This is a genomic window from Actinomyces viscosus, assembly GCF_900637975.1.
GTDB lineage: Bacteria > Actinomycetota > Actinomycetes > Actinomycetales > Actinomycetaceae > Actinomyces > Actinomyces viscosus.
In genome coordinates this window covers 3355795-3379776 of the sequence record NZ_LR134477.1, presented here as the reverse complement: position 1 = coordinate 3379776, position 23982 = coordinate 3355795, and the positions used below count along the sequence as shown (strand labels likewise).

At 68.9% G+C, this 23982-nt stretch carries 22 protein-coding genes and 1 pseudogene; 8 read left to right on the top strand and 15 right to left on the bottom strand.

The genetic code is table 11. From position 1 onward, the window contains the following. Positions 1-7: 7 nt before the first annotated feature. A complete protein-coding gene (locus tag EL340_RS14270) occupies positions 8-688 on the bottom strand; it encodes a TetR/AcrR family transcriptional regulator (protein WP_126415170.1) in 681 nt (226 codons plus the stop codon). A gap of 121 nt (positions 689-809) precedes the next feature. On the opposite strand from EL340_RS14270, the gene EL340_RS14265 reads away from it, so the two are divergent. Together EL340_RS14265 and EL340_RS14260 are read left to right on the top strand one after the other, a co-directional pair. Continuing rightward, complete coding sequence (locus EL340_RS14265; RefSeq protein ID WP_126415169.1) at positions 810-2411, top strand: MFS transporter; 1602 nt, start codon at positions 810-812, stop codon at positions 2409-2411. Positions 2412-2451: 40 nt separating this feature from the next. Beyond that, complete coding sequence (locus EL340_RS14260; RefSeq protein WP_126415168.1) at positions 2452-3120, top strand: potassium channel family protein; 669 nt, start codon at positions 2452-2454, stop codon at positions 3118-3120. Positions 3121-3313: 193 nt separating this feature from the next. Here the strand turns inward: EL340_RS14260 and EL340_RS14250 are convergent, their stop codons facing one another. From EL340_RS14250 to EL340_RS14225, 6 genes are all read right to left on the bottom strand, one after another. Next, positions 3314-4129, bottom strand: coding sequence for a hypothetical protein (locus EL340_RS14250; RefSeq protein ID WP_126415167.1), 816 nt, complete (start codon positions 4127-4129; stop codon positions 3314-3316). After that, positions 4129-4494 carry a hypothetical protein gene (locus EL340_RS14245; protein WP_232023117.1) on the bottom strand — a complete coding sequence of 122 codons (366 nt, stop codon included), beginning with the start codon at positions 4492-4494 and terminating at the stop codon, positions 4129-4131. The genes EL340_RS14250 and EL340_RS14245 overlap by 1 nt, the downstream gene beginning before the upstream one ends. Before the next feature lie 1733 nt (positions 4495-6227). Further along, positions 6228-6935, bottom strand: coding sequence for a hypothetical protein (locus EL340_RS14240; RefSeq protein ID WP_232023116.1), 708 nt, complete (start codon positions 6933-6935; stop codon positions 6228-6230). 40 nt (positions 6936-6975) lie between these two features. Then, positions 6976-8040, bottom strand: a complete 1065-nt coding sequence (locus tag EL340_RS14235) for an IS630 family transposase (protein ID WP_126413152.1) — start codon at positions 8038-8040, stop codon at positions 6976-6978. 9 nt (positions 8041-8049) lie between these two features. After that, entirely contained in the window at positions 8050-8505 is a 456-nt protein-coding gene (locus EL340_RS14230; protein WP_126415165.1) for a hypothetical protein, read from the bottom strand. Further along, positions 8506-8796, bottom strand: coding sequence for a hypothetical protein (locus tag EL340_RS14225; RefSeq protein ID WP_126415164.1), 291 nt, complete (start codon positions 8794-8796; stop codon positions 8506-8508). It lies immediately after the preceding gene. A gap of 158 nt (positions 8797-8954) precedes the next feature. Here EL340_RS14225 and EL340_RS14215 point away from each other — a divergent pair, with 158 nt between their 5' ends. Then, a complete protein-coding gene (locus EL340_RS14215) occupies positions 8955-10220 on the top strand; it encodes an integrase catalytic domain-containing protein (protein WP_232023027.1) in 1266 nt (421 codons plus the stop codon). A gap of 171 nt (positions 10221-10391) precedes the next feature. Beyond that, positions 10392-10481: pseudogene (locus tag EL340_RS15840) on the top strand (TrkA family potassium uptake protein); the annotation flags it as partial. 69 nt (positions 10482-10550) lie between these two features. On the opposite strand, the gene dhaM reads toward EL340_RS15840, so the two are convergent. The 3 genes from dhaM to dhaK all read right to left on the bottom strand — a co-directional run bounded on the left by dhaM (position 10551) and on the right by dhaK (position 12787). After that, positions 10551-11021: a dihydroxyacetone kinase phosphoryl donor subunit DhaM gene (gene dhaM / locus EL340_RS14205; protein WP_232023115.1), complete on the bottom strand. Its 471-nt coding sequence runs from the start codon at positions 11019-11021 to the stop codon at positions 10551-10553. 5 nt (positions 11022-11026) lie between these two features. Beyond that, positions 11027-11695 carry a dihydroxyacetone kinase subunit DhaL gene (gene dhaL, locus EL340_RS14200; RefSeq protein ID WP_126415162.1) on the bottom strand — a complete coding sequence of 223 codons (669 nt, stop codon included), beginning with the start codon at positions 11693-11695 and terminating at the stop codon, positions 11027-11029. Between the two features lie 69 nt (positions 11696-11764). Continuing rightward, a complete protein-coding gene (dhaK, locus tag EL340_RS14195; RefSeq protein WP_126415161.1) occupies positions 11765-12787 on the bottom strand; it encodes a dihydroxyacetone kinase subunit DhaK in 1023 nt (340 codons plus the stop codon). A 395-nt stretch (positions 12788-13182) separates the two neighbouring features. On the opposite strand from dhaK, the gene EL340_RS14190 reads away from it, so the two are divergent. The 4 genes from EL340_RS14190 (at position 13183) to EL340_RS14170 (ending at position 18480) form a co-directional block, all read left to right on the top strand. Continuing rightward, positions 13183-15333 carry a hypothetical protein gene (locus tag EL340_RS14190; RefSeq protein WP_232023114.1) on the top strand — a complete coding sequence of 717 codons (2151 nt, stop codon included), beginning with the start codon at positions 13183-13185 and terminating at the stop codon, positions 15331-15333. Between the two features lie 113 nt (positions 15334-15446). Continuing rightward, on the top strand, positions 15447-15950 hold the full coding sequence (locus EL340_RS14180; protein ID WP_126415160.1) for a nodulation protein NfeD: 504 nt from the start codon (positions 15447-15449) through the stop codon (positions 15948-15950). Positions 15951-16071: 121 nt separating this feature from the next. Then, a complete protein-coding gene (locus tag EL340_RS14175; protein WP_126415159.1) occupies positions 16072-17514 on the top strand; it encodes a flotillin family protein in 1443 nt (480 codons plus the stop codon). Between the two features lie 231 nt (positions 17515-17745). After that, positions 17746-18480, top strand: coding sequence for an L-ribulose-5-phosphate 4-epimerase (locus tag EL340_RS14170; protein ID WP_126415158.1), 735 nt, complete (start codon positions 17746-17748; stop codon positions 18478-18480). 146 nt (positions 18481-18626) lie between these two features. On the opposite strand, the gene EL340_RS14165 is transcribed toward EL340_RS14170, so the two are convergent. The 5 genes from EL340_RS14165 to EL340_RS14145 form a co-directional block, all read right to left on the bottom strand. Then, entirely contained in the window at positions 18627-20006 is a 1380-nt protein-coding gene (locus EL340_RS14165) for an MFS transporter (RefSeq protein ID WP_126415157.1), read from the bottom strand. 38 nt (positions 20007-20044) lie between these two features. Next, the gene (locus EL340_RS14160; RefSeq protein ID WP_126415156.1) at positions 20045-20995 is read right to left on the bottom strand and encodes a sugar kinase; all 951 of its coding nucleotides are present in this window, start codon (positions 20993-20995) and stop codon (positions 20045-20047) included. Between the two features lie 153 nt (positions 20996-21148). Continuing rightward, positions 21149-22096, bottom strand: coding sequence for an L-ribulose-5-phosphate 3-epimerase (locus tag EL340_RS14155; protein ID WP_197722319.1), 948 nt, complete (start codon positions 22094-22096; stop codon positions 21149-21151). Beyond that, a complete protein-coding gene (locus tag EL340_RS14150; protein WP_126415155.1) occupies positions 22093-22761 on the bottom strand; it encodes an orotidine 5'-phosphate decarboxylase / HUMPS family protein in 669 nt (222 codons plus the stop codon). Before EL340_RS14150 ends, EL340_RS14155 begins: the two co-directional genes overlap by 4 nt. 19 nt (positions 22762-22780) lie before the next feature. Beyond that, on the bottom strand, positions 22781-23773 hold the full coding sequence (locus EL340_RS14145) for a phosphotriesterase family protein (RefSeq protein ID WP_126415154.1): 993 nt from the start codon (positions 23771-23773) through the stop codon (positions 22781-22783). Positions 23774-23982 lie beyond the last annotated feature (209 nt).

The window sequence follows — 23982 nt, the reverse complement described above, 5'->3', positions numbered from 1 at the left end:
ATCAGGATCACGGTCCCTCCGGGGTGAGCAGCTGCCCGAGAGCTTCGGCCGTACTCTCGACGTCCGCGCGACCGGTGATGAGCTGCTCGACGATGAGGCCGAAGGAGACCTTCTGGATGAGGGAGGCCAGGTGCTCGGGGCTCAGACGACCGGAGATCGTTCCCGCTCTCTGCCCGTTGCGGCACAGGCGGGTCAGTCCGCCGCGGATGTCGTTGTAGTTCTCCTGGGCCATGGAGCGCATCTCGGGATCGCGAGTCAGCTCCCCCCAGGCGTGGTAGGCCAGCGGCGCCCAGGAGCTCAGGCCGACGCCGTCTGAGTCCGTGAGCGCAGCATCCGCAGCATCCTGGCGTCCCGCTCCCGGGGCAGTGGCAGTGTCACCGTCCCGTTCGTAGTTGAGCAGGATCAGCGTCTCGATGAAGCTCCGCTCGAAGTCGAGGGGCTCCTCGGACTCGGCGAGCTGCTTGATCCGCTCGACGAGCGGGCCCATCCGCCTGGCCAGGACCTCGCGCACGAGGGAGCACTTGCCCTCGGGGAAGTAGCGGTAGACGGTCGATGACGACATTCCGGCCGCGGCGATGATCTCGTCCATGGAGGCGGCCTGGAAGCCGCTGCGCGCGAAGCACTCCTCAGCGGCCCGCAGGATCCGGGTGGTCTGACGCTCCCGATGGGCGGCGGTCACTCGTGGCATGCGCCCAGGATAGGCGACGAGGAACACCCCAAATCGAAACGATCGTTGTTGACTGCGCATCGCGACATCCCTAGACTTTCCGGCGTAAACGAAAACGATCATTTTGATATGGAGGCTTTCGATGACTTCCGCTCCACCCTCCGCTCCCAAGGAGCGGAGCAAGCCGTCTCAGCAGGAGACGGCTGTGACGGCAGCAGAGCCGACGCGGCGGCCCAACCGTCGCGCGGTCATGGTCAGCGCCGTTCTCACTCAGCTGATGATCGTCCTGGACCTGACAATCATCGCGATCGCTCTGCCGCGGATACAGGAGGACCTGGGGATGACTCCGTCCGAGAGCCCCTGGACGGTCACCGGCTACAGCCTGGCCTTCGGGGGCCTGGTGCTCTTCGGCGGCAGGCTCTGCGCCGTGGCGGGGATCCGCCGCTCCTACCAGGTGGGCCTGACCGGTTTCGCCGTGGCCAGTCTGGCGGCGGGGATGGCGCCGTCCTTCCCGGTGCTGCTGGTCTCCCGGGTGGCCCAGGGCTGCTCCGGAGCCCTCCTGGCTCCCACCGCGCAGGCACTGCTCAACGTCACTTTCACCGAGCGGACCGAGCGTGAACGGGTCTTCGCGATCTTCGGCGCCACCGGGGGCCTGGGCGCGGCGGTGGGGCTGCTCCTGGGAGGCGCTCTGACCGACTGGCTCAGCTGGCGCTGGGCGCTCTACGTCAACATCTTCATCGCCGCAGCGGCCCTGCTCATCGGCCAGCGCAGCCTGCCGCCGGCCGACCGGCGCGACCACACCTCACGCATCACCGATGACCTCTCCGGTCTCGCCTTGGGCTGCGGCGCCTGCTTCAGCGCCGTCTACGGGCTCGACCGGGCCCAGCAGACCTCCTGGACCTCGACGTCGACCCTTGCCTGGCTGGTCGTCGGAGGTCTCGCCGCGGTGCTGTTCATCATTCGCGAGCGCTTCGCGAACCGCCCGGTGCTGCCGCTGTCGATGATGGCGACGCCGGTGCGGGCGGCCTCCTACGCTACGCAGTTCATCGCCGGGGCCGCCCAGATGGGGGCGATCATCTACCTGACCTACTACATGCAGAACCACTTCGGTTACTCACCGTTCAAGAGCGGGGTGGTCTTCCTGCCGATGGTCGCCGCCCTGGTGGCCACCGCCATCCCGGCCGGACGCGTCATCGTGCCCAGGCTCGGGGCACGCGGGACCCTGCCGCTGGGATTGGCGGTCCTGACCGGCTCCTTCCTCATCTTCTCGCGCATGACGACGGAGTCGACCTACTGGCAGGTCGCCCTGCCCGGTCTCATCGTGTTCGGCATCGGCCTGGGGCTCACGATGCCGGTCACCTTCAACTCCGGCACCCGCGGGGTCGAGGCCAGGCGGACGGGGCTGGCCTCGGCGATCCTGAGCGCCGCCCAGCAGATCGGCGGGTCCTTCGGGGTCGCGCTCATGACCTCCTACGCCACCCAGCACGTCCAGGACTACGTGACCGACCACACCGAGGAGGTCAAGGCCGCCGCCACGGAGGCGATGATGCGGGCTCAGACCCTGCCGCAGTCCCCTGCCGGGAAGCAGATCGTCGAGGCCCTCAGAGCCCAGCTCATTGACCGGGCTCAGATCGAGGCCTACTCCGGCGGCTTCACGATGATGGCCTGGGTCCTGGCCGGGGCCGCGGCGGTGCTGGTGGTCTGCGGGATCGGCCTGAGCCTTCACCGTCGCCGTACGCGGTAGCGTAGGAGCCACTGTCCCACGGCCGACCTCAGGAGGCCCCATGCCCGCCCCGCTCTCGCGCACCGACTCCACGCTCGTCATCGGGCTGGGGCGTTTCGGCTCAGCCGTCGCCGCCACCCTGGACCGGCTGGGGCGCGAGGTTCTGGCCGTCGAGGCCAACCCGGCGGTCGTGCGCCAGTGGACCGGGCGCATCCCGCTGGTGGAGGCCGATGCCACGGACGTGGAGGCCCTCGAGCAGCTGGGTGCCACCGAGTTCGGCACGGCGGTTGTGGGGGTGGCGACCTCCCTGGAGGCCTCAGTCCTCATCACCGGCAACCTCGTGGACCTGGAGACCCCCCAGATCTGGGCCAAGGCCATCTCCCGCGCTCACGGCCGCATCCTGCGGCGCATTGGTGCCCACCACGTCGTCTATCCCGAGTTCGACGCCGGCCAGCGCGCCGCCCACCTCGTCTCGGGCCGCATGCTCGACTACATCGAGATGGAGAAGGGCGGCTTCACCATCGTCAAGATGCGTCCGCCCACGGAGCTGCACGGCTTCACCATCGGCCAGTCCAAGGTGCGCTCCCGCTACGGGGTGACGGTCTTCGGCCTCATGAGCCCGGGCGAGCCCTTTGAGTACGCCACCTCGGACACCCTGGTCTCGGCCGAGGACGTGCTCGTCGTCGGTGGGGACGCCGCCCTCCTGGAGCGCTTCGCCAACCGCGCGTGAACCGCCCGAGAGGGTAGCCCTGAGCTACTCGGTGCGGCCCCCCGGGCGGCGTCAGAAGGCGGTCACCTGGGAGCGCTTGGCCTCGGCAGCACCATCGGCCTCGGCGGACACGGCCGGCAGGTCCTTGCCGATCCCGGCGGCGCCGATAACGGCATCCATCTCGGTGAGCTCCTCGCGCGGGCGGCGGGTCGTGTCAGGCGGCGAAGAACCAGGGGCTCACGCGCACCCACAGCTCCAGCGAGGTCATGTGCTCTAGAACCAGCTCCTCGGGCATGTCTGCCTCTGCCTTCTGGGTGACCACCTCCGGAGGAGCTCCTGAGTCGAGAGCATCGGCGACGGACCTGGGGATTAACTCGTACAGGCATTCGAGAACGGACAGGGTCGTCATCGAGCCCACGACCTCCCAGCCGCCGTCGCGCGGGACGCTCGTGGAAATCAGCGACAGCGTCCACTGTCCGCTGGCGAATCCGTCGGTGAGGGGCGTCGGCCCACCGAGCTGTCCCGGCTCCCCGCCGCGATCGAGCCGGCGGGCAAGTCCAGCCAGCTCACTGGTAAGGGCGTCCAGCTCCCCGGAGTCGATGATGCTGTACACCTGTTGCGGGAGGACGCGCGGCCCCAGGTCAATGTTAGGGCGCGGCCGCACGTCAAGCAGCTCCACGAAGGCCGACGCCACCTCGCACTCGTCAAGGCCATATATGTGGTACCCGTCCGGCTCATGCTTGACGATAGTCGCGCGCTGCGGGCCTATCCATGCCTCGGCGCGCTGTCCCGGACGGGTCGGCTCGAAGCGGGCGACGTCGAGGTGTCGGGTGGCACCGGTGACTCCGTGCAGGGCTGGGGCCACCGATGGAGTAATGCCCTGATCGTCCAGAATACCGCTGCGACGCAGCCGTCTGGCGACGCGGTCCCTCGGGATGCGCCCGCCCATCGCCACAGCGCGCACAGACAGCCATTCGGCATCGCCGAGGATCAGGACCGGCGTGTATCCGCCGGTATCGAGCCGTGCCATCAGATCTCCTCCAGGGTCATGATCATGGCGAGGAATCGCTCCACTGCCGCGGCGCAGTTGCGTGTGGGGCAGGAGAAGGTCGCGGTGAACCCGCGCCGCGAGATCTCGGAGACCCAGGTCCACTGCAAGGCGGTGACCGAGACGGCGTCTTGGATGTAGACGCCGGAGCGCAGCAGGCCAGGCCCCACCGGCTCCCACTCGGTGATGTCAATCAGCTGGAAGCCGGGTATGGAGCTCACGAGCTGCGTGGTCGAGTCCCGAAACCAGTCCTCGGCCGAGAGCCCGCCGGCAAGCTCCGCGACGGTGATGACGCAGTTCTCCGCGAAGCGAGGCGCATCCGGCTGCTCGGCGCAGATCAGATCCACACGCCCCGCATCGGCAACACTTACGTAGGTCCCGCCACCCGGTATGCCAGAGATGTTCTCGGGATCCACCTGGACCCAGTCGGCAGGTACGGATACTTTGACGGTGCTGCCCGTGAAGTCCTGGGGCAGGTCCGACCTCGGTCTCGAAATCATATGTCGTCTCCTGGGGAGTCGGAGGATAGGTTCATTGCTGCCGAACCGGGAAGAGCAAGAGTATCGGCGTGGCCGGTGGCAGGACCGGCAGCCCCTCCGGGGCCTAGCCGGGCGGTGTCACGCCAGGAACTCTCCCCCGCGACCCGCTCACGGCGACGCCGACGCCGCCACTCCACATGCCACTGGGGATACATCCACACCGGCAAAGAAATAGGCAACAGACTCACTATTATGACCAGCAAGAAGAACGCCGATATGGAGCCGCAGACAATCTCAAACACCGAGTCAGGCTCCCCAAAACCAAACACCGCACCAAAAAGCATCGTGAGCGCAGATGCAGGCGCGGTTAGAGACAGGTAGTTCTTACCCCCGTCCTTCGCGCTGATCTCCCGGGCGAACTCACCCGGCCCCGTGTCCGTGAACATCGCCAAACCCCAATGAACCAGCAAGACCAACCCGAATACGAAACACCCAATCGCCAACACAGCAAGTCACCCCTTATCAGTCCCGACACCATCAGTGAAACAGCTTACTGACACCCTCGCTGATCAAGTCTCCCGCCACCTTGCCGATAACATGACCCTACAGATCAACCGGTGACTCAGGAGACGCAGACGAAGACCGTTCTCCAGGCCCCAACCCCGAGGTGTCACGCCAGGAACTCTCCCCCGAGATCCGCTCACGCCGACGCCGACGCCGCCACTCCACATGCCACTGCGGATACATCCACACCGGCAAAGGAACCGGCAAACGACTCACCGCTGCAACCAGCAAGAAGAACACCGATATGGAGCCGCAGACAATCTCAAACACCGAGTCAGGCTCCCCAAAACCAAACACCGCACCAAAAAGGAATGTCAATCCCAGGGAAGGCATTGTGAGACTCAGATTGTTCTTACCCCCCTCCTCCGCATTAATCTCCCGAGCGAACTCACCCGGCCCCGTGTCCGTGAACATCGCCAACCCCCAATAGACCAGGCCGAACGCCCCCAACACGAAACACCCAATCGCCAACACAGCAAGTCACCCCCCAGCAGTCCCGACACCATCAGTGAAACAGCTTACTGACACCCTCGCTGATCAAGTCTCCCGCCCCCTTGCCGATAACATGACCCTACAGATCAACCGGTGACTCAGGAGACGCAGACGAAGACCGTTCTCCAGGCCCCAACCCCGAGGTGTCACGCCAGGAACTCTCCCCCGAGATCCGCTCACGCCGACGCCGACGCCGCCACTCCACATGCCACTGCGGATACATCCACACCGGCAAAGGAACCGGCAAACGACTCACCGCTGCAACCAGCAAGAAGAACACCGATATGAAGGCGAAGACAACCTCAAGCACCGAATTATCACCAGCCCACATAGCCGCCGCAGCAAAAAGGAACATCAATCCCAGGGAAGGCATTGTGAGACTCAGATTGTTCTTACCCCCCTCCTCCGCATTAATCTCCCGAGCGAACTCACCCGGCCCCGTGTCCGTGAACATCGCCAACCCCCAATAGACCAGGCCGAACGCCCCCAACACGAAACACCCAATCGCCAACACAGCAAGTCACCCCCCAGCAGTCCCGACACCATCAGTGAAACAGCTTGCTCCAGCCCCCATTAATCCTGTCACCGAGCCACTTACCCGCGGCGGATCCCGCGATCCCGCCGATCGCACCACCGACAATACCGCCCACGGCGATCCCAACCGGGCCTCCGAGAGCACCGATCGTCATCCCGGCCTGGGCTCCAACCCAAGCACCGCCCCAGCCGCCAGCCCCTTGCGTGACGGCCTGCGTGCTGGCACGCGCGATCTTCTCCCCCTCGCCCACGGAGGGATTGGCCGAGTCCTTCTGGTACTGCTCGGCCCCAGCCAGACCCGCCGTGAGCACAGTCGACGCACGACCCGCCCACTTGAGCGCAGGCGCGGCCTTGGTCACGGCCCGCTGTGCCTTCCACGCCGTGGTCCCACGGGTGTAGGGCTTGTTGACCCAGTTGCTCGGCTTGGTCCTGGCCCACAGGGTTTCCAGCAGTCCCATCTTCGAACGATCCGCCGCCGACATGAACCGCCCCGCACCCGGATGCCACTTCGGGTAACGCGGCTGGAACCTGGCGATCGCCCCGATCGTGCCCCAACGAGTCCCGATGGCCACCCGGTTCGCCCAGCCGACAGCCTTGGAGAAGTCACCCGGAGCCCCCGTGGGAAGATACTTGTCCCGGAACCACTCCCCCACGCTCTTGAGGGAGTCGCAGACGGAGATGAGCGCATCATGCGCCGCCGACTCATCGGCACGAATCACGGACAGAGTCGAGTCAAGCGTGTCGTAGGTATGGCGGTCTTTAATCAAGCTTTTCTTGGGTTGGTGTGATGGGTAGGTGCTCGAAGTCGTAGTCGAAGGTGCGGCTGGTGATGTAGCTGGTGAATGCGGTGTAGGTTTCCTCGGGGTTGTCTCGTTGTATGTTTGAGATGTTCTTCTTGGCGGTGTTCCAGACGTGCTCTATTGGGTTGTGGTCGGGCGCGTAAGGAGGTAGGTAGATCGGCCTGACGCGCTCCAGGGCCTGGCCGGGCTCATACAGGTCAGTGACCGCCTTGGCGTGGTGGAAGCCGGCGTTGTCAAGAACAACAGCGATCTTGTCGTTTGCCGTCTCGCGTACCAGACGGGCCAGGGCCAGGGTGACCTGCTCGGCGTTCTGGTTGCCCTCGATGGGGTAGACGCGCACCTGCTTGCTGGTCAGGCTCAGGGCGCCGAAGAAAGACTGGGCCGAGCGTTCTCGGTCGACATAGATCTTGGTCCGACGGCCGGTGGGCAGCCACATACGCCGGGTGACGGCCTCGTGCTCGACGCGCACCTCGTCGACGGTGTAGACCTCCCAGCCCCGGGCCAGCAGGTCGGCGACCTCCTGACGGACCTGGTCCATTCGCTCGGTGACGGCGGCCTCGTCGCGGCGCTTGTCGAAGGGGTCGGGCAGCTTGAAGCTCATCCCCACGAAGCGCAGGAGCAGCTGGTAGGAGGAGTCTGAGGCGTACTCCACGCCGAACTTGATCCGCACCACGTCACGCAGGGCCGGTACGTCCCAGAAGTCCGCCCTGATCCCGCTCTGGGCCGGTGGCCTACTCAGGATCCGCTTGAGCTGCTCCTTGTGGGCGCGGGTGAGCTTGGCGGCGTTCTCGTTGCCGGCGTGCCCAGTGACAACCGAGTGCAACCTGGAGCACCGCCAGCGGCGCAGCCAGTTGCTCACCGTCCTGCGGCTGCGGCCGACCATCTCAGCGATAACACCCGTGCCGACACCACGAGAGGCATACAAAATGGCCTCAGCCTTTAAACGCACCAGGACGAACGAGTCACCGCGTTTCTTCCACGCCAGAAGAACATCCCGCTCCTCCGCAGTCACATCAACAACCACACACACATTCTATATCGATACCCCCAAAACCACCCGACAACACAACCCCAGAAGGAAACTTTGTTTAATGCCGGCCATAGCCTTCTTGGTGGCGTAGTCCGCGTCGGAGCCCTCCTCCACGGGCTCCTGGATGGTGCTGCCGGAGACCACCAGCCCGGCAGCCGTGGCGTTGGCGATCACGTCCACGAGCCGGTTCTTGACCGAGTCCATGGAGTAGGCGAAGTCATTGAGCGCCTTGGACAGGGTCAAGGCGTCAGCAGAGGCGTCACCGAGGTCGGTGCCCTGAGTGCTCAGCCTCGACACCGCCGCATACGTGGCCTCACCGGAGCACTCCGAGGCAATTAACCCGCGGACGGAGGCGACGTCCTCAGAGGCGTCCGAAACCGTCGTCGAGATCGACTTCAAGCTCTGTGCCGCGTTCCAGGCTCCGGACGGCTCAGTGACAACCCGCGCATCAAGAGCCATTCAGACACCGCCCCGGGTAGCAGTAGGAGTGGCGGAGGCGACCTCCTCGTCCGTGTCGCGGAAGCTCGAGGCGGTCACCCTCAACCCGCTGGCCGTGGTGCGCAGTGAGGAAGCCGCCCCCGACGTCCTGGAGGACAGTCGACTCAGCACCGTCGACACCGCAGAAGAAGAACGGCCGACATCTGGGTCCGCCGGGAAGGAGGCACCCTCAAGACCACCAGCGACACCATCAAGCCTCCCAGCCGCATGGTCGAGAATCTCGGGATCGATGTACAAGGTACCAGTACTCATCGGCTCGTCTCCCGCTGCATCAGGCTATTTGTACCGCACCATTGTTACGCTCCTGCAACCCGACGTCAACCAATCGACGAGACTCATGAAGGATGCCCGCGTAAGAGGCTCGGTGCCTCATGTAGGACTGCCCGCGAAGCTCGTGGACCGTGGTGGGCATGGGAAGTGGGTTGTCGATGCAGGCCAGGGCCGAGATCACGGGAAAGTACGCCAGGGTGTACACGAGGGCGTCGAAGAAGGACAAGGGACGGATCCTTGATGAGGTCTGCGCAGTCACTGGCTGGAGTCGGGACAACGCGCGCCGACGCCTGGTGGCCGCAGCCAAGCGCCCACCGGGTCGCCGAAAGTCGGCGGAGCGAAGGGCTAGAGCCCGCAGGTACTCCTACGACGCCTTGAAGGTGCTCCAGCGAGTGTGGGCCGCCAGCGGCGGGCAGTGCGGCAAGTACCTCAAGGAGTCCATGCCGCTGCTGCTGGACCTGCTGGAGGCGAGCGGTGAGCTCGACGACGAGCCGCGCTACACCCCAGCCGTCAGAGACGAGCTGGTGGCCATGAGCGCGGCGACCATTGACCGCTACCTCGCCCCGGTGCGGGCTACCGAGCAGCTGCGGGGCAAGTCGACGACCAAGGCCGGTCCGTTGCTGCGCAGCTCCATCAAGATCCGCAAGGCCGGTGACGAGATCGAGGCTGAGCCTGGGTTCTTCGAGGTCGACACCGTCGCCCACTGCGGGCCGACCCTCAAAGGAGAGTTCACCCGGACTGTGAACATGACCGACGCGCTCACGGGGTGGACCTTCACTCGCTCAATCCGAAACAACGCTGAGAAGCACATCATCTCCGCCCTGGACGCCGCCGTGGGATGCGTCCCGTTCCCCGTTTTGGGCATGGACTTCGATAACGGCTCAGAGTTCATCAACCACAGCGTGGTGCGCTGGGCCGGGGACTTGGACATCTACTTCACCCGCTCACGCCCCTACAGGAAGAACGACCAGGCCACCATCGAGTCGAAGAACAACCACCTGGTGCGCCGCTACGCCTTCTACTACCGCTACGACACCAGCGAGGAGCGCGAGGTCCTGGGCCGTCTCTGGGAGCAGGTCAACGTCAAGCTCAACTTCCTGACCCCCACCCGCAAGCCCATCGGATGGGGCACCGATAAGGCCGGCAGGCGCAAGCGCCTCTACGACGCTCCTCGTACCCCACTGGACCGGCTGCTGGACACCAGCGCCCTGACCAAGGCCCAGAAGACTGACCTGGTCTCGTACCGCAACCAGCTCAACCCCGCCTCTATCACCCGCCGCATCATCGAGCTCCAGGACGTTCTCATCCGCCTGGCCAAGGACAAGACCGACCAGCTCTACCTCGCCCAGATCCCAAGCATCCTGCCCGACGTCCACAAAGGCGTACGAGTCAGGAAAGCCTCCTAACCACCCCTCAACCTGGCGGGCATTCCTACATGAGGCACCGAAGACACTTCGCGGGCACCTTGACATGAGGCACCCCGCCAATATCGACCACCCCCGAGCAACTCCCAGCACCACGATCATGGAAGCGGCCACCCCCTGAAGACCTCCGCGCACTCCCACCCATGACCGTCTTCCACCTCGGACATCCTGGTCTCGGCCGAGGACGTGCTCGTCGTCGGTGGGGACGCCGCCCTCCTGGAGCGCTTCGCCAACCGCGCGTGAACCGCCCGGGGTAGCCCTGAGCTACCCAGAGCTATTCGGTGCTATCCGGTGCGCCCCCCCCGGGCGGCGTCAGAAGGCGGTCACCTGGGAGCGCTTGGCCTCGGCGGCGCCATCGGCCTCGGCGGCCACGGCCGGCAGGTCCTTGCCGATCCCGGCGGCGCCGTAGGCACCGAGCAGTCCCTCGACGAAGGGCGCCGCGGACAGGCGCGCCCGCTCGACCACAGCCGGGTCGAGCATCTCGAGGGCCATCTCCGCGCTCATGATCCCGCTGCCCAGGTCCGCCAGGACCAGGACCCCCTCGCACCGGGCGGCGAGCCGCTCCACGGCGTCGACGACGGCGCCGGGGTCGGTGCCCAGCGCGCCGTCGTCGAGCCCCGCGGCCAGCTCGACAGGGACGTCGACGGACACGATGAGCCGGCGAGCCAGGTCCAGGGCGGCCTCGGCCAGGGCCCGGGAGTGGGAGACCAGGACGATGCCGACGCTGGCGGCACTGTCTGCTACGCCGCTCGGCTGCAGGCTCTGCGGGGATGCGACGCTCACCGGAATCACGCCGTCCTTCCGGCGACGACGTCGTCGAGAGCGGCCAGGAGGAGGGCGGTGGAGGCGGCGCCGGGGTCGATGTGGCCCGCCGAGCGCTCCCCCAGGTAGGAGGCCCGCCCCTTGGTGGCCACCATCGGCTTGGTGGCGTCGCGCCCCTCGGCCGCGGCCCGCGCGGCGGCGGCCACGCCCTCGGCGAGGTCGTCGGGGTGGGCGCGCAGCGCCTCAAGGGCGGGGCTCCAGGCGTCGAGCATGGTCTTCTCCCCCGTGGTGGCGCGGCCGCGTGCGGCGATGCCGCCGACCCCGGCCTCCAGGCCGTCGGCGAGGGCCCGGGCGTCAACGCCGTCCTGACTGCCGTGGCCCGCCAGGGCGCCTCCGGTGCGCAGGAAGAAGGTTCCGTACAGGGGTCCGGAGGCTCCCCCGACGGTGGAGACCAGGGTCATGCCGACCTTCTTGAGCAGCGCGTCGGCGCCCGGGAAGGAGCCGGCCTCCACCGCGTCGGCCGCGGCGTTCAGGCCACGCTTCATGTTGGTGCCATGGTCGGCGTCACCGATGGCGGCGTCCAGGTCGGTGAGCTCCTCGGCGTGCTCGGTGATGAGCTCGGCGCTGCGACGCACCCACGCCTCCAGGTCCACCACGTCCAGTGTCTGGCGGGAGGCTCCCGCGTCCTTCGTCATGTCCCTCCTCCTTCACGGTTCCCTCGGACCACCCGCAGCCACTGCGGGCGACCCGATTGTGTCAGGTCCTCACACTCCCCAGCGCAGACCGGGGGTGCTCACGGGCGCGTCCCACAGCCGCAGCAGCTCGGCGTCGGCGCGCACCAGGGTCAGGGAGCAGCCGGCCATGTCGAGGCTGGTGATGTAGTTGCCCACGAGGTTGCGGGCCACCGTGATCCCGGCGGCCTCCAGGAGGCGGGCGACCTCGCCGTACATGAGGTAGAGCTCGAGCAGCGGGGTGGCGCCCATGCCGTTGACCATGGCGATGACGCCCTCGTCGGGACCGGCGGCGGGCAGCTCCAGCTCGGTCAGCTCAGCCAGGACGGGGGTGACGAGGCGCTCGGCAACCTCGGCGGCACCGGCGATCTTCTCGCGGTGGCGGCCGGGCTCGCCGTGGATGCCGATGCCGATCTCCATCTCGTCGGCCGGAAGGTCGAAGGAGGGCTTGCCGTTGGCCGGGACGGTGCAGGAGGTCAGGGCCATTCCCATGGAGCGGCCGGCGGCGTTGACGCGCTCGGCGATGCCGGCGACCTCATCCAGCGGGCGGCCCTCCTCGGCGGCGGCGCCGGCGATCTTCTCCACCATGACGGTCACGCCCACGCCGCGTCGTCCGGCGGTGTAGAGGGAGTCCTCGACGGCGACGTCGTCGTTGGTGACCACGGCGGCGACCTGGATGCCGGAGTCGGCGTCGACGATCTCGGCGGCCATCTCGAAGTTCATGACGTCGCCGGTGTAGTTCTTGACGACGTGCAGGACGCCGGCGCCGCGGTCGACGGCGGTGGTGGCCGCGACCACCTGGTCGGGGACCGGGGAGGTGAAGATCTCGCCGGCGCAGGCGGCGTCGAGCATGCCGGTGCCCACGAAACCGCCGTGGAGCGGCTCGTGCCCGCTGCCGCCGCCGGAGACGATGGCGACCTTGCCCTGCTCCTTGCGCCTGCGGCGGTAGACGACGTGCTGGTCGAGGTCGACGTCGAGCTCGTGGGGGTGGGCCGCGGCCATGCCCCGCAGGGCGTCCGTGACCACGTTGTCAACGGAGTTGATGAGTTTCTTCATGGCGCCGACGCTACCGCGCTGCAAGCCACCGCGTAGCGCCAGAGGTCCCAAGGATCCCGTCCCGTGCACATCGGTGCAGGTCACGGCCGTCCTGGAGGCACGGATGCGCCGCTCGGCGAACCGGCGCCGGCCGGTCTCCGGCGTCGCGGACGCACCTTCGAGTTCACGGACTGCTCCACACAGGTGAGTCGCCGGGACTGATGGTGCGTCCGCGCCGAGACGGGCTCCTCGCCACGGCCTTGAAGGCACGATCCTGAAGGACATTCGTATCCTCCTTGCGCAATGTGAGCGCGACCACCACCACACCTGAACACCTCCCGCAGAGATTCTGGGGACTATCTGGGGAGACCCTTTTTTCGCGGCACCATTGAGTCGATTCCGGGCAGGATAGGGGCATGGACCTGTCCGTTGTCGCCGTCGTGGCCTCCATCGCAGCCGGTGTCGCCATCCTGGTCGCCGTCGCCGCCGTCTTCGCCGCACGGCGCTCGACGGCGCACGCGGACCTGGCCCTCAAGGAGGCCTCGCGGATCTCCCGCGCCAGCATCTCGCGGATCAACGAGGTCCAGTCCGAGGCCAGCTCGGCCCGCCTGGCAGCGAGGCACGCCGCCGAGCGGCTGCGCTCCATGACCAAGGAGCGCACGACACCCGACAGCATCGCCGCCTACCGGGTCTTCCTGCGGGAGGTCGTTGAGGACTCCAAGCACCTGCTGGGCCCCGAGAGCACAGGGACGATGAAGAACGAGGCGCTGGACCGGCTGCGGGTCGGGGCGCTCGTGGGCGGCTCGGACGAGGTGCTGCGGGCGCTGCGCAACTTCGCCCTCCTGCGCACCCAGCGGCCCGAGGCCCCGTGGCCCAGCGCCTACGCCATGGCCTACGCGCGCCTGGAGTCCGACCTGGTCACCGCGATCCGCAACGACCTGGGCTCCTCCGAGGAGTCCCTGACCGCCGACCAGATCTGGGGCGCGGTCAACGCGCGCTGCGTCGATCCCGCCTTCCGACTGGCCCTGCTCAGCCCCCTGGAGGACGTGCTGCGCAACGCCGGCCAGGACCCGTCCCACTACGACCTCGACCACATCGCCAGGTTCGCCGACTACCCGCCCCCCGCCGGCTCCTCTCAGTCCACCGGATCCGCGAGCCCGGTGGGCCCGGCGAGCACCGCACGCGCTGCCGCCCCCTCCACCGGGGCCACCGTTGACACCTCTCGACGACGCTCGCGCCGGGCGCAGAGCCGCGTGGCGCGGGAGGCCTCGGCGGCGGCGGCCGGGACGGCTGCACCGGTGACGACGACCGCGACGAATACAGCGACGGCGGCGACGACGGTGACGAACGCAGCGACGGGAGCACCGGCGACCGGCCCCGCACTGCCCGAGTCCGACGTCGTGTGGCCCCCACTGACCCCGGGACGTCGGGGCGCGCACACGGCGACCGGCAAGCCCGCGCCAGCGGCTCCGGCAACGGCTTCCACAGTGGCTTCCTCAGCGGCTCGCCCGACGAGTCCCGTAGCAGCTCCCACACCGACTCCCGCATCGACTCACCCGGCAGGTCCGGCAGGTCCGGAGAGCCATCGCGCGCCCGAGACCCAGCGCCCTGTCTTCGAGGACCCGACGCCCAGCCGCATCTCGCGACGTCGGCGCTCCCAGGCCTCCCCGACCACTCCGCCCGCGCAGGCGGCCGCAGCCGTCCCGGAGGCGGTAACGACGGCTTCGGGAACCTCCACGGCGACATCGGCGACATTGTCGACATTGCCGTCATCAGCGACATCGGCGACGGCTCGGGAGGCTGGGGCCTCGACGTCGTCAGCCAGCACCGAGGAGACCGAGCCCGTCTTCGCGCCCGCCTTCCCCGAGGCGCTGCCCCGGGGCCGCGCAGCCGAGCCGCACGCGCCGGCCGCTTCGGGGACGTCGGCGACATCCGCTCCGCCGGCGGCACTTGCCTCGCCCTCCGCCACGGCCCCGGCGCAGCCGCAGCCAGGGCCGGCCACCCATGCCCGGGCCGGCTCGCCGTTGACGCCCCCGGCCGACTCCGCGGCCAGGGCCACGGCGGTCGCCGCCCAGACGGTCACGGTGCCCGCAGGCCCGCAGCAGCCAGGAGCCCCCAGCGCCCCCGCCGGCCCCGCCGTGCCTGCGCCGGCCACCAGGGCGGCAGGAGCGGACGGTTACGGAGTCCTGCCGTCCCAGGGCACGGCTCAGGTACCCGCTCAGGCGCCCGGCGAGGCCGGTATGCCCGCCACCGCCCCGCCCGCTCTGCCCACGCCTCAGCGAGCCGAGCAGCACTCCGCCGTGTCCGCAGCCGGCGCCGTGCCAGCCGGCGCCGTCGGAGCCCACCGGGCGGTGGCCGTCCCGGCCCGCACGGCCGCACCGGCAGGCCTCACCCCCGCAACCGACCCGAGCGCCCAGGAGACCGTGACCACCGTGGCCGTTCCCACCGGTCCACCCGCGTCCGCACCGTTGACGACGCAGGCAGCCGCCCCGACGTCGGCCGCCTGGTCCTCCACTCCCCCGTCCCTGCAGGACTCCGCCGAGCTCCCCCGGGCTCGCGGCGCCTGAGCCAACCACAACCGCCGGGTTCTTCTCCCCATCTCATCTCGGCGTCCAGCTCCGGCCACCGTGGCAGAATCCGGGGGTAGGAGGCCACCGGGCCTCCATGAAAGGGGACTGGCGTGAGCATCTTCGCCTGGTGCGCGATCATCGGCTGCGTCATCCTCCTGGTCGGGGTCCTGTTCGACGGGCTGCTGGACGCCTTCCTCCCCGACGGGATGGTGCCGGTCCTCGCCCTGCCGGTGGCCGTCTTCGGCGCGATCGGCATGGGGATGACGGCCGTGTCGGGCTCCACCGCCGTGCAGGTGCCGGTGGCCGTCGTGTGGGGCGTCGCCGCAGCACTGGCTCTCACCTCGGGCGCGGTCACGCGCTGGCTGTGGAACCGCCTCAGGCGGACCATGCCGCTGGACACGGCTCCGCCCACCGCCGCCGAGCTCATCGGGGAGAAGGTCACCGTCCTGTGGTGGAAGGACGGCACCGGTGAGGTCCGGGCCGTCACGCGCGGCAACCAGCTGACCCTGCCGGCACGATCGGAGGAGCCGTTGCGCTCGGGTCAGAGCGCCTGGGTGCTCGACGCCGTCGACTCCACCCTCACCATCACCCCCTGGGGGCTGATCGACGACTGAGCCCCCGTCGAGCCACGGCAGCGGCCCAGCCCTCCTCGTTCCCCGTTCTCACCGCGTCCCTCCCCCTCGACCCGCTCCTTCTTTTTTCCGTCCCATCTCCCCGCAAAGAAAGGAATACCGCATGGATGCATCGATCATCGGCGCCATTGTCGTCATCGTCATCATCGCGCTGCTGGTAGTGGCCTACCTGTTCAGCCGGATCGTCGTCGTCCCCGCCAACCTCACCGGCCTGATCTCCGGGTCGAACCGGGGCACGGTCAAGATCATCCACCCCGGTGGGCGCGACTTCGTGCTGCCGGTCATCCAGTCCATCCAGTACCTGCCCTTCACCCAGACCACGATCGGCTTCAAGGTCACTGCCGAGGACGAGAACAAGATCAACGTCAGCGTCTCGGCCGTTGCCGCCGTCAAGGTGGGCGACTCCGACGAGCAGGTGCGCGCCGCCGCCAAGCGCTTCCTGGGCAAGCCCAACACGGACCAGGCCATCGCCGACTCCGCCCGGGAGGCGCTCATCGGCTCCCTGCGCTCGATCATCGGCCACATGACGGTCACCGACCTCATCTCCGACCGTGACGCCCTCCAGCGCAACGTCTTCGACGACGCCAAGAGCATCATGTCCAACATGGGCCTGGAGATCGACATGCTCCAGGTCTCCGAGATCACCGACGCCGGCGGCTACATCGACTCCCTGGGTGTCCCCGAGCAGCAGCGCGTCGAGAAGGACGCCCGCATCGCCCGGGCCAACGCCGAGCGCGAGGCCCGCGACGCCGAGGTCACCTCCCGCCAGCAGATCGCCGAGCGCGAGCGCGACCTGTCCCTGCGTCAGGCCCAGCTCAAGGCCGAGACGGACAAGGCCCAGGCCGACGCCGACTCCGCCGGGCCGATCGCCCGCGCCGCCAAGGAGCGCGAGATCGCCATCATCGGCCAGGAGGCCGCCGAGGCCAAGGCGGCCCTGACCGAGCGCGAGCTGGACTCCACGGTCCGCAAGCCCGCCGACGCCGCCCGCTACCAGCGCGAGCAGGAGGCTCAGGCCTCCAAGACCGAGGCGCTGCTGCGCGCCGAGGCCGACGCCGAGCGCACCCGGCTCGACTCCGAGGCCCAGGCCCGGGCAACCGTGGCCCGCGCCGAGGCCGAGGCCAAGGCGACCGCGGCCCGGGCCCGCGCCGAGGCGGAGGCCATCGCCGCCCGCGGCCAGGCCGAGGCCGACACGATCCGCGCCGCCGGTGAGGCCGAGGCCAAGGCCATGAGCGACAAGGCCGACGCCCTGGCCAAGTACGGCGAGGCCGCCACCCGCCAGATGCTGCTGGACAAGGCCCCCGAGATCGCGCGGGCCCTGAGCGAGCCGCTGGCCAGCGTGCGCGACCTGTCGATCATCTCCACCGAGGGCGCCTCAGCCCTGCCCAAGGCCGTGGCCAGCAACGTCGAGCAGCTCGACGTCATCCTGCGCAGCCTGGTGGGCACGGGCCTGACCGACATGGTGGGCGGTCACCTGCCGGACTCCGGCGCCTCCGAAGGCGATGACGGCGAGGCCCCGGTCGACGTCGTCGAGCACCAGGAGGGCTGAAGGCCCGCCCCGCCCCGGGCGAACGGGGACGTGTGATGCGGCCGGGTACAGGATTCCTGTACCCGGCCGCATCACACGTCCCGGCGAGCTCTGAGGGCACCGGCATCATGAGACGTCGTCCGGGAACGGCCGTGAACATTCGTGCACCGGGCGTGGTGACGCCGACAGGCCGGCTCCGAAGAATCGCCAGTGAACCCAACAGAAACGCACTGGCGATGAAGGAGCACACGCATGAGCGAGAGGATCATCCTGGCCGACCTCGACGAGCACCTGCGCGAGGCGGTGGCGGACACCCGGCAGCGGGTGGCCGAGCTGCACGCCGAGCTGCCCCGCTGGGGCCTGGTGGTGTGGACCGCCGGCAACGTCTCCGAGCGGGTCGTCGTCGACCGCGGGGACGGGCCGGTCAGGACCGACCTGTTCGTCATCAAGCCCTCCGGGGTCTCCTACGACGAGCTCACCGCGGACACGATGGTGGTGTGCACCCTCGACGGGGAGAAGATCGACGACGGGACCCCGGCCCGTCTGACACCCTCCTCCGACACGGCCGCCCACGCCTACGTCTACCGGCACCGCGACGACGTCGGCGGCGTGGTCCATACCCACTCCCCCTACGCCACCGCCTGGGCCGCGCGCCGTGAGCCGATCCCCTGCGCCCTGACCATGATGGGCGACGAGTTCGGCGGTGATATCCCGATCGGCCCCTTCGCCCTCATCGGCGACGACTCCATCGGCCGCGGCATCGTGGAGACCCTGGAGGGCTCCAGGTCCCCGGCGGTCCTCATGGCCAACCACGGCCCCTTCACCGTGGGCAAGGACGCGCGCGACGCCGTCAAGGCCGCCGTCATGTGCGAGGAGGTCGCCCGCACGATGAGCATCGCCGAGCAGCTCGGAGACGTGAAGCCGATCCCGGCCGACATGGTGGACCGCCTCAACGACCGGTACCAGCACGTCTACGGCCAGCACTAGCCGGTCGGCCACAAGGGTGCGGGGTCCGCAACCAGCCGGTTGCGGACCCCGCACATCTGTTCATGTTCCCTGAGCGCCCACAGGCGTCGGAGGTGAGTCCGACGACGACGCCGGGTACCTCGGGTACCTCGGACGGCTCAGGCGGCTCAGATGTCCTCGAGGACCTCCCCCTTGGTCTCACGGGCCAGCAGGTAGACGAAACCGCCCAGGACCAGCATGGCCGCGAAGAACAGGAAGGCAGGGAAGACGGCGGCCAGCGGGTGGGCCAGCTCCTTGAGGTTGTCCGAACCGATCATCGCCCCCATGAGCAGCGGGCCGACGATCTTCGCGCTCGACCCCAGGCCGTAGCCCAGGCCCAGCCCGGTCCCCCGGGCGTCGTTGGGGAACTGCTCGCCGCCGAAGGCGTTGAGGATCCCGAAGGCCCCGTCGCCGAAGCCCATGGTGATGCAGATGCCGGTGAAGAAGATGATCCAGGAGGTCTCCCAGTGGGCGGAGAAGGCCACGATGACCGCTCCCGCCGCCCCGATGAGGCCGAAGGAGAACATCGTCCAGCGCCGCCCGATCCGGTCGGCGAGCCAGGCCGAGGCCAGGCGCCCGAGCAGGTCCACCAGGGAGACGCCCATGAAGAGCGTGCCCACGGTGTCGGCATCGATGTCGTCGAAGCCGACCTCCAGGAGCGTCTGCCCCCAGGACTGCACGGTGAAGGAGCCCAGGATGAAGCAGAAGGAGCCGATCGAGACGATGAGCAGGGGCCGTAAGTGCTTGCGCAGCAGCTCGGAGTAGGCGATCCGCTGCTCGGTCTCCACCGGTGGCAGGGCGCCGACGGCGTCGGGGCTCAGCTCCAGGGCCCAGGCGATGGACTCGCGCGCCTCGCGCTCGCGCCCCTGTGAGAGGAGGAAGCGGGGCGACTCCGGGACGAGCCTGATCCAGGCCAGCAGCAGGATCGGGATCGCGCCCAGGGCGATGAGTCCGCGCCAGTTGTCGTGCATGGCGCGCTGGGCCAGCGACCCCAGGAAGAGGCCCAGCGGGATGAACACCGAGCCCAGCCCGGCCAGCAGGCCGCGCTGCCTGGTGGGGACGAACTCCTGGACGTAGGGGATGGAGACGATATTGAGGCCTCCGACGCCCACACCGACCAGCACCCGCAGGAGGGCGAGCATGCCCCACCAGCCGGTGGGGGTGAACACCGAGGCCAGGGTGAAGACGGTGAAGAGCAGGACGCACCAGGAGAAGGTGCGTCGTCGGCCCATCCTGTCGGCGGCCCGTCCCCACAGGATCGCGCCGAGGACGGTTCCCAGCCCGGAGCAGGCCAGGATGACACCGGTCTCGAAGCCGCCCAGGCTCCACTCCTTCTGAAGCTGGACGACGGCGAAGCCGATGAGGAACATGTCGAAGAACTCCGAGACGTTGGCGACGATCGCCAGTCCGATGATGCTTCGCTGGTGGCCGGTCAGGGGCCGGGAGTCGATCTGTTCCAGGGCGCTCGCGGCGGCTGACGGCGCTGCGCTGCCCGATGCGGTACTCATATGCGGTCCAATCTACGGTGGAGCCGGCGCGAGGCCGGTCAGCGGACAATGTCGGAGCCCTGCGCCTGGAGCAGCTCCGCGGGGCGCACGTGCGTGAGGTCTCCGTGATGGGTCAGGGCCAGGGAGGCCACCTTGGTGCCGATCTCGATGCCCCGGCTCACGTCGCCGTCGAGCCAGCCGTGCAGGGTGCCGGCCACGAAGGAGTCCCCCGCCCCGGGGCGGTCGACGACGGGGACGGACTTGATCTCGTAGACGCGCTCGCCCTCGGCGGCGGTCGACAGGTAGGTGCCGGCGCGCCCGTCGGTGGACACGACCGTGGGAGCGCCGATCTCCTCGCGCAGCGCCCGGCACACCTCCACGCCCTGACCCGGGATTCCGAAGACGATCCCGGCGTCGGTGCGCGAGCAGAACAGGATCGAGGCGCCCCTGGCGATCGGCTCCAGGACGGCCCGGGCCTGCTCCCCGTCCCACAGCAGGGAGCGGAAGTTGACGTCGAGGGCGACGTCGACGCCCCGGTCGCGCGCGGCGTCGGCGACGTAGCGCACCACCCGGGCGGTGTCCGGGGTCAGGGCCGCCGTGATCCCGGTGAGGAAGACCAGGCGGGTGTCGAGCAGGGCGTCCCAGTCGAACTCCTCGGGGACGATGCTGCGGAAGGGCGTGTACTCGCGGTCGTAGGTGACCTTGCCCGGCAGCGGGAACTCGCCCGGTTCGAGGAAGTAGAGGGCGACGCGGCCCTCATCGGTCATGACGACGTGGCTCATGTCCACACCGACGGCGGAGTACTCCAGGGCGATGCGGTCGGCCAGCTCTCCGCGGGGCAGCTTGGTGGTCCAGGCCGTGGCGCGGCCGAGCTCGGACAGGAGCCCGGCGACGTTGGCCTCGGAGCCGGCGGCGGTCATGCGCAGGGACCGGGCGGTGGCCAGGCGGTCCCCGCGCTCGCAGGTCAGCCGGATCTGTCCCTCGCCGATGGTTGTCAGGTCGTACCTCATTGTCGATTCTCCTAAGCAGCGGCAGCGGTGCCGCTCGTGGTTCGGGGTGGTGTCAGGTGCGGTTGTACGGTCCGGTGGGTGATGAGGCGGTTAGGAGCAGCGGGGAGGAGGCTTCCGGCGAGGTCTCCGCTCAGCGGCGGCTCGATGGCGGCTCTACGGCGCCACGACGGGCAGTCCCGCCGAGGCGGCCCGGTCCTCGATGAAGGCGCGGGCGGCGGCGCAGCGACTCAGGGAGTCCGGGGCATCGTCGTTCCACATCTCGATCATGAGGCGGCCGCTCCAGCCCTGGGCGGCCAGCAGCGCCAAGGAGCGGTCCCAGTCGACGACGCCGGTGCCCATCTCCACGCGGCGGGGCTCGCCGGGGCGCACGTCCTTGGCGTGCATCGCCACCATGTGACCTTCTCCGGCAGCGAGCTCGACGCCGGGGTCGAGGCCCTGCTCGGCGATGTTGCCCAGGTCGGGGTAGAGCTGGAGGTAGGGCGAGTCGACGGCCTCGACGAGCTCCATCGCCTTGGTCAGGGAGGTGACGTCGTCGCCGTCGACGTTCTCGATCCCCATGACGACGCCCAGGCGCGCGGCCAGGGGGACGGCGTCGGCCAGGAGCTGGGCGTACCAGCGCTCGGCGTCGGGATGCGGCTCCTCGTAGTAGCAGTAGTAGCCGGCGAGCTGGATGACCGGGACGCCCAGCTCGTGGCAGACCCGCAGGCCGTGGGCCATGACCTCGCGGGCGCGGCGACGCACGGCCGGGTCGGCCGATCCGGGGCCGATCCGGCGGTGCAGGGACAGGCAGATCCCGCCGATGAAGGTGCCGGCCGCCTCGGCGGCCCGGCGCACGGTACGGCACTGCCCGGCGTCCCAGTCCAGGCGGGCCTCCCGCTCGGAGGACTCGTCGATGGACAGGTCGAGGAAGGAGAAGCCCGCTCGGGGCACCTGGTCGAGGAAGGTCCGCCAGGCCTCACCGTCCACACGGCTGGCGGAGCCCTTCAACGGTCCGACGCGCAGCGCCTTCTCGTAGATACCCAGGCTGATGCCAGCGGCCAGCCCGGCACCGGCTGAGGCGCCTGAGCGGGCCGTGTCCGCTTGCGCGGCGTCGGGACTCATGTCCACACCTCCTCCAGGGTGGCGGACAGCTCGGCGGCCGCGGCGGCGGGGTCCTCGGCGGCGACGATCGCCCGGCCGGCGATGACGATGCCGACGTCTCGCCCGGCGAAGGCGGGCAGGTCGGCGGGGCTCACGCCGCCGGTGATGGTGACGGTGAATCCCATGGCGGCCAGCTCGTCGACCCGGTCCATGTCCTCGTCCTTCCAGGACAGGTCGCCGCCGGCCTCACGGTCGCGGGAGCGCTTGACGATGACGTGCTCGACGCCGGCCCGGCGCCAGGCGCGGGCCCGTTCGGGATCGAACCACTCGTCGGCCAGCTCGACCTGGACCTCGCCGCCGAGCTCGTCGGCCACCTGGCACACCTGGCGGATCGTCGACATGGAGGCGCCGGCCACGCAGGAGACGAGGTCGGCCCCGGCCTCGAAGGCGAGGCGGGCGATCTTGGAGCCGGCCTCGGCGATGCGCACGTCGGCGAGGACCTGCTTGTCGGGGAAGAGGGCGCGGATGGCTCGCACGGCGTGGAACCCCTCGCACAGGATGAGGATGGTGCCGCACTCGATGACGTCGACGTACTGGGCGGCCCGCTGGAGGGGGCCGAGCGCGCTGGGCAGGTCGAGGGTGTCCAGGGCGACCTGGAGCCTGGGTGCTGCGGGCTGCTGCGTCATGGTGGTGACTCCTCCCGACTCATCCGGCCAGGGGATCGAAGGCGAAGAAGGTGGCGGCGTTGCCCACCAGGAGGTCCTGGACGTAGGCGGGGTCGACGCCCTCGTCCTCGATGAGGCGGGGGCAGAAGACGGCCGGGTCGTAGTCGATGCCGGAGACCGACCCGTAGGCCTTCTGGTAGGAGGCCTTGCCCGAGTCGGTGCCCAGGAGGATCTGCTTGCCGTAGCCCTTGGCGCCCAGGGTCTTGATGAGCTCGACCCGGGCGTTGTCGGGTACGTACTTGATGCGGTTGGTGCCGTCGAGCTCGACGTAGGCGCCGGTGGCGACGATCTGCTCGTGGACCCACGGGTCCCAGTTGCGCTGGATGTGGCCGATGGCGATCTTCTCCGGGGCAACGCCCTGCTCGATGAGGAAGCGGGCCTGCTCGGGGCCGCAGGTGCCAGCGGTGACGTGGGTGTTGACGGGCGCGCCGGTCTCCTTGGAGGCGATGGCGACGGCCTGGCCGGTCTTGACCTCCCAGTCGGTGATCTGGCCGTAGGCGCTGGCCCACTTGATGCAGCCGGCCCTGATGTCAGTGCGCTTGACCAGCGGCCCCATGTAGTCGCGCTCATCGACGCCCTCGACGATGTCGGCGATGAGCAGGTCGGCGATCTCGGGGACCGTGTACTGGTTGACCCAGGACTGGCGCCACTCCAGGTAGACCTTCTGCTGGTGGAAGCCGGTGGCCTGGATGACCTGCAGGTCCGGGACGCGGTCGACGACGTCGCGCAGCAGGAGCACGCCGCGCCCCGAGGAGGCCGGGCACATGTCGACGATGGTGGCGCTCGGCGCGAAGCGCTTGGAAGCCTCGACGAAGGAGGTGGCCTCCTGGACCGCCTTGTCCTCGTCGATGAGGAGGTGGTCGGGATCCAGGTAGACCTCCCCGGCGCCGACCCGGATGAGGTGGTCGTGGGCGTTGACGACTCCGAGGCTCGCGGGGTCGACGTCGCCGTGGATGGTGCGGACGATGCCCATAGGTTCTTCTCCTCCAGAGGGGTTGCGGGCGGGTGGTGGCGGGCGGATCGCAGGTGATCGGCAGCCGGGCCACTTGGGACCACTGAGGACCGCTGCGCCCTGCCCACATCGGTCACGCTACGGAGAGGGGTGCCGATGTCGAAGACGAGTGATGAACAGATGTTCATATTGACGGTGCAACCGGTGGCTGATTTCCGGAAGAATCGTTG

Coding starts and splice junctions, on each gene's coding strand:
- EL340_RS14155 (WP_197722319.1), bottom strand. CDS start 22,096: ATGAGTCCCGACGCCGCGCAAGCGGACACGGCCCGCTCAGGCGCCTCA.
- EL340_RS14170 (WP_126415158.1), top strand. CDS start 17,746: ATGAGCGAGAGGATCATCCTGGCCGACCTCGACGAGCACCTGCGCGAG.
- EL340_RS14190 (WP_232023114.1), top strand. CDS start 13,183: ATGGACCTGTCCGTTGTCGCCGTCGTGGCCTCCATCGCAGCCGGTGTC.
- EL340_RS14230 (WP_126415165.1), bottom strand. CDS start 8,505: ATGGCTCTTGATGCGCGGGTTGTCACTGAGCCGTCCGGAGCCTGGAAC.
- EL340_RS14165 (WP_126415157.1), bottom strand. CDS start 20,006: ATGAGTACCGCATCGGGCAGCGCAGCGCCGTCAGCCGCCGCGAGCGCC.
- EL340_RS14250 (WP_126415167.1), bottom strand. CDS start 4,129: ATGGCACGGCTCGATACCGGCGGATACACGCCGGTCCTGATCCTCGGC.
- EL340_RS14260 (WP_126415168.1), top strand. CDS start 2,452: ATGCCCGCCCCGCTCTCGCGCACCGACTCCACGCTCGTCATCGGGCTG.
- EL340_RS14145 (WP_126415154.1), bottom strand. CDS start 23,773: ATGGGCATCGTCCGCACCATCCACGGCGACGTCGACCCCGCGAGCCTC.
- EL340_RS14160 (WP_126415156.1), bottom strand. CDS start 20,995: ATGAGGTACGACCTGACAACCATCGGCGAGGGACAGATCCGGCTGACC.
- EL340_RS14225 (WP_126415164.1), bottom strand. CDS start 8,796: ATGAGTACTGGTACCTTGTACATCGATCCCGAGATTCTCGACCATGCG.
- EL340_RS14150 (WP_126415155.1), bottom strand. CDS start 22,761: ATGACGCAGCAGCCCGCAGCACCCAGGCTCCAGGTCGCCCTGGACACC.
- dhaK (WP_126415161.1), bottom strand. CDS start 12,787: ATGAAGAAACTCATCAACTCCGTTGACAACGTGGTCACGGACGCCCTG.
- dhaL (WP_126415162.1), bottom strand. CDS start 11,695: ATGACGAAGGACGCGGGAGCCTCCCGCCAGACACTGGACGTGGTGGAC.
- EL340_RS14265 (WP_126415169.1), top strand. CDS start 810: ATGACTTCCGCTCCACCCTCCGCTCCCAAGGAGCGGAGCAAGCCGTCT.
- EL340_RS14175 (WP_126415159.1), top strand. CDS start 16,072: ATGGATGCATCGATCATCGGCGCCATTGTCGTCATCGTCATCATCGCG.
- EL340_RS14270 (WP_126415170.1), bottom strand. CDS start 688: ATGCCACGAGTGACCGCCGCCCATCGGGAGCGTCAGACCACCCGGATC.
- EL340_RS14215 (WP_232023027.1), top strand. CDS start 8,955: ATGGGAAGTGGGTTGTCGATGCAGGCCAGGGCCGAGATCACGGGAAAG.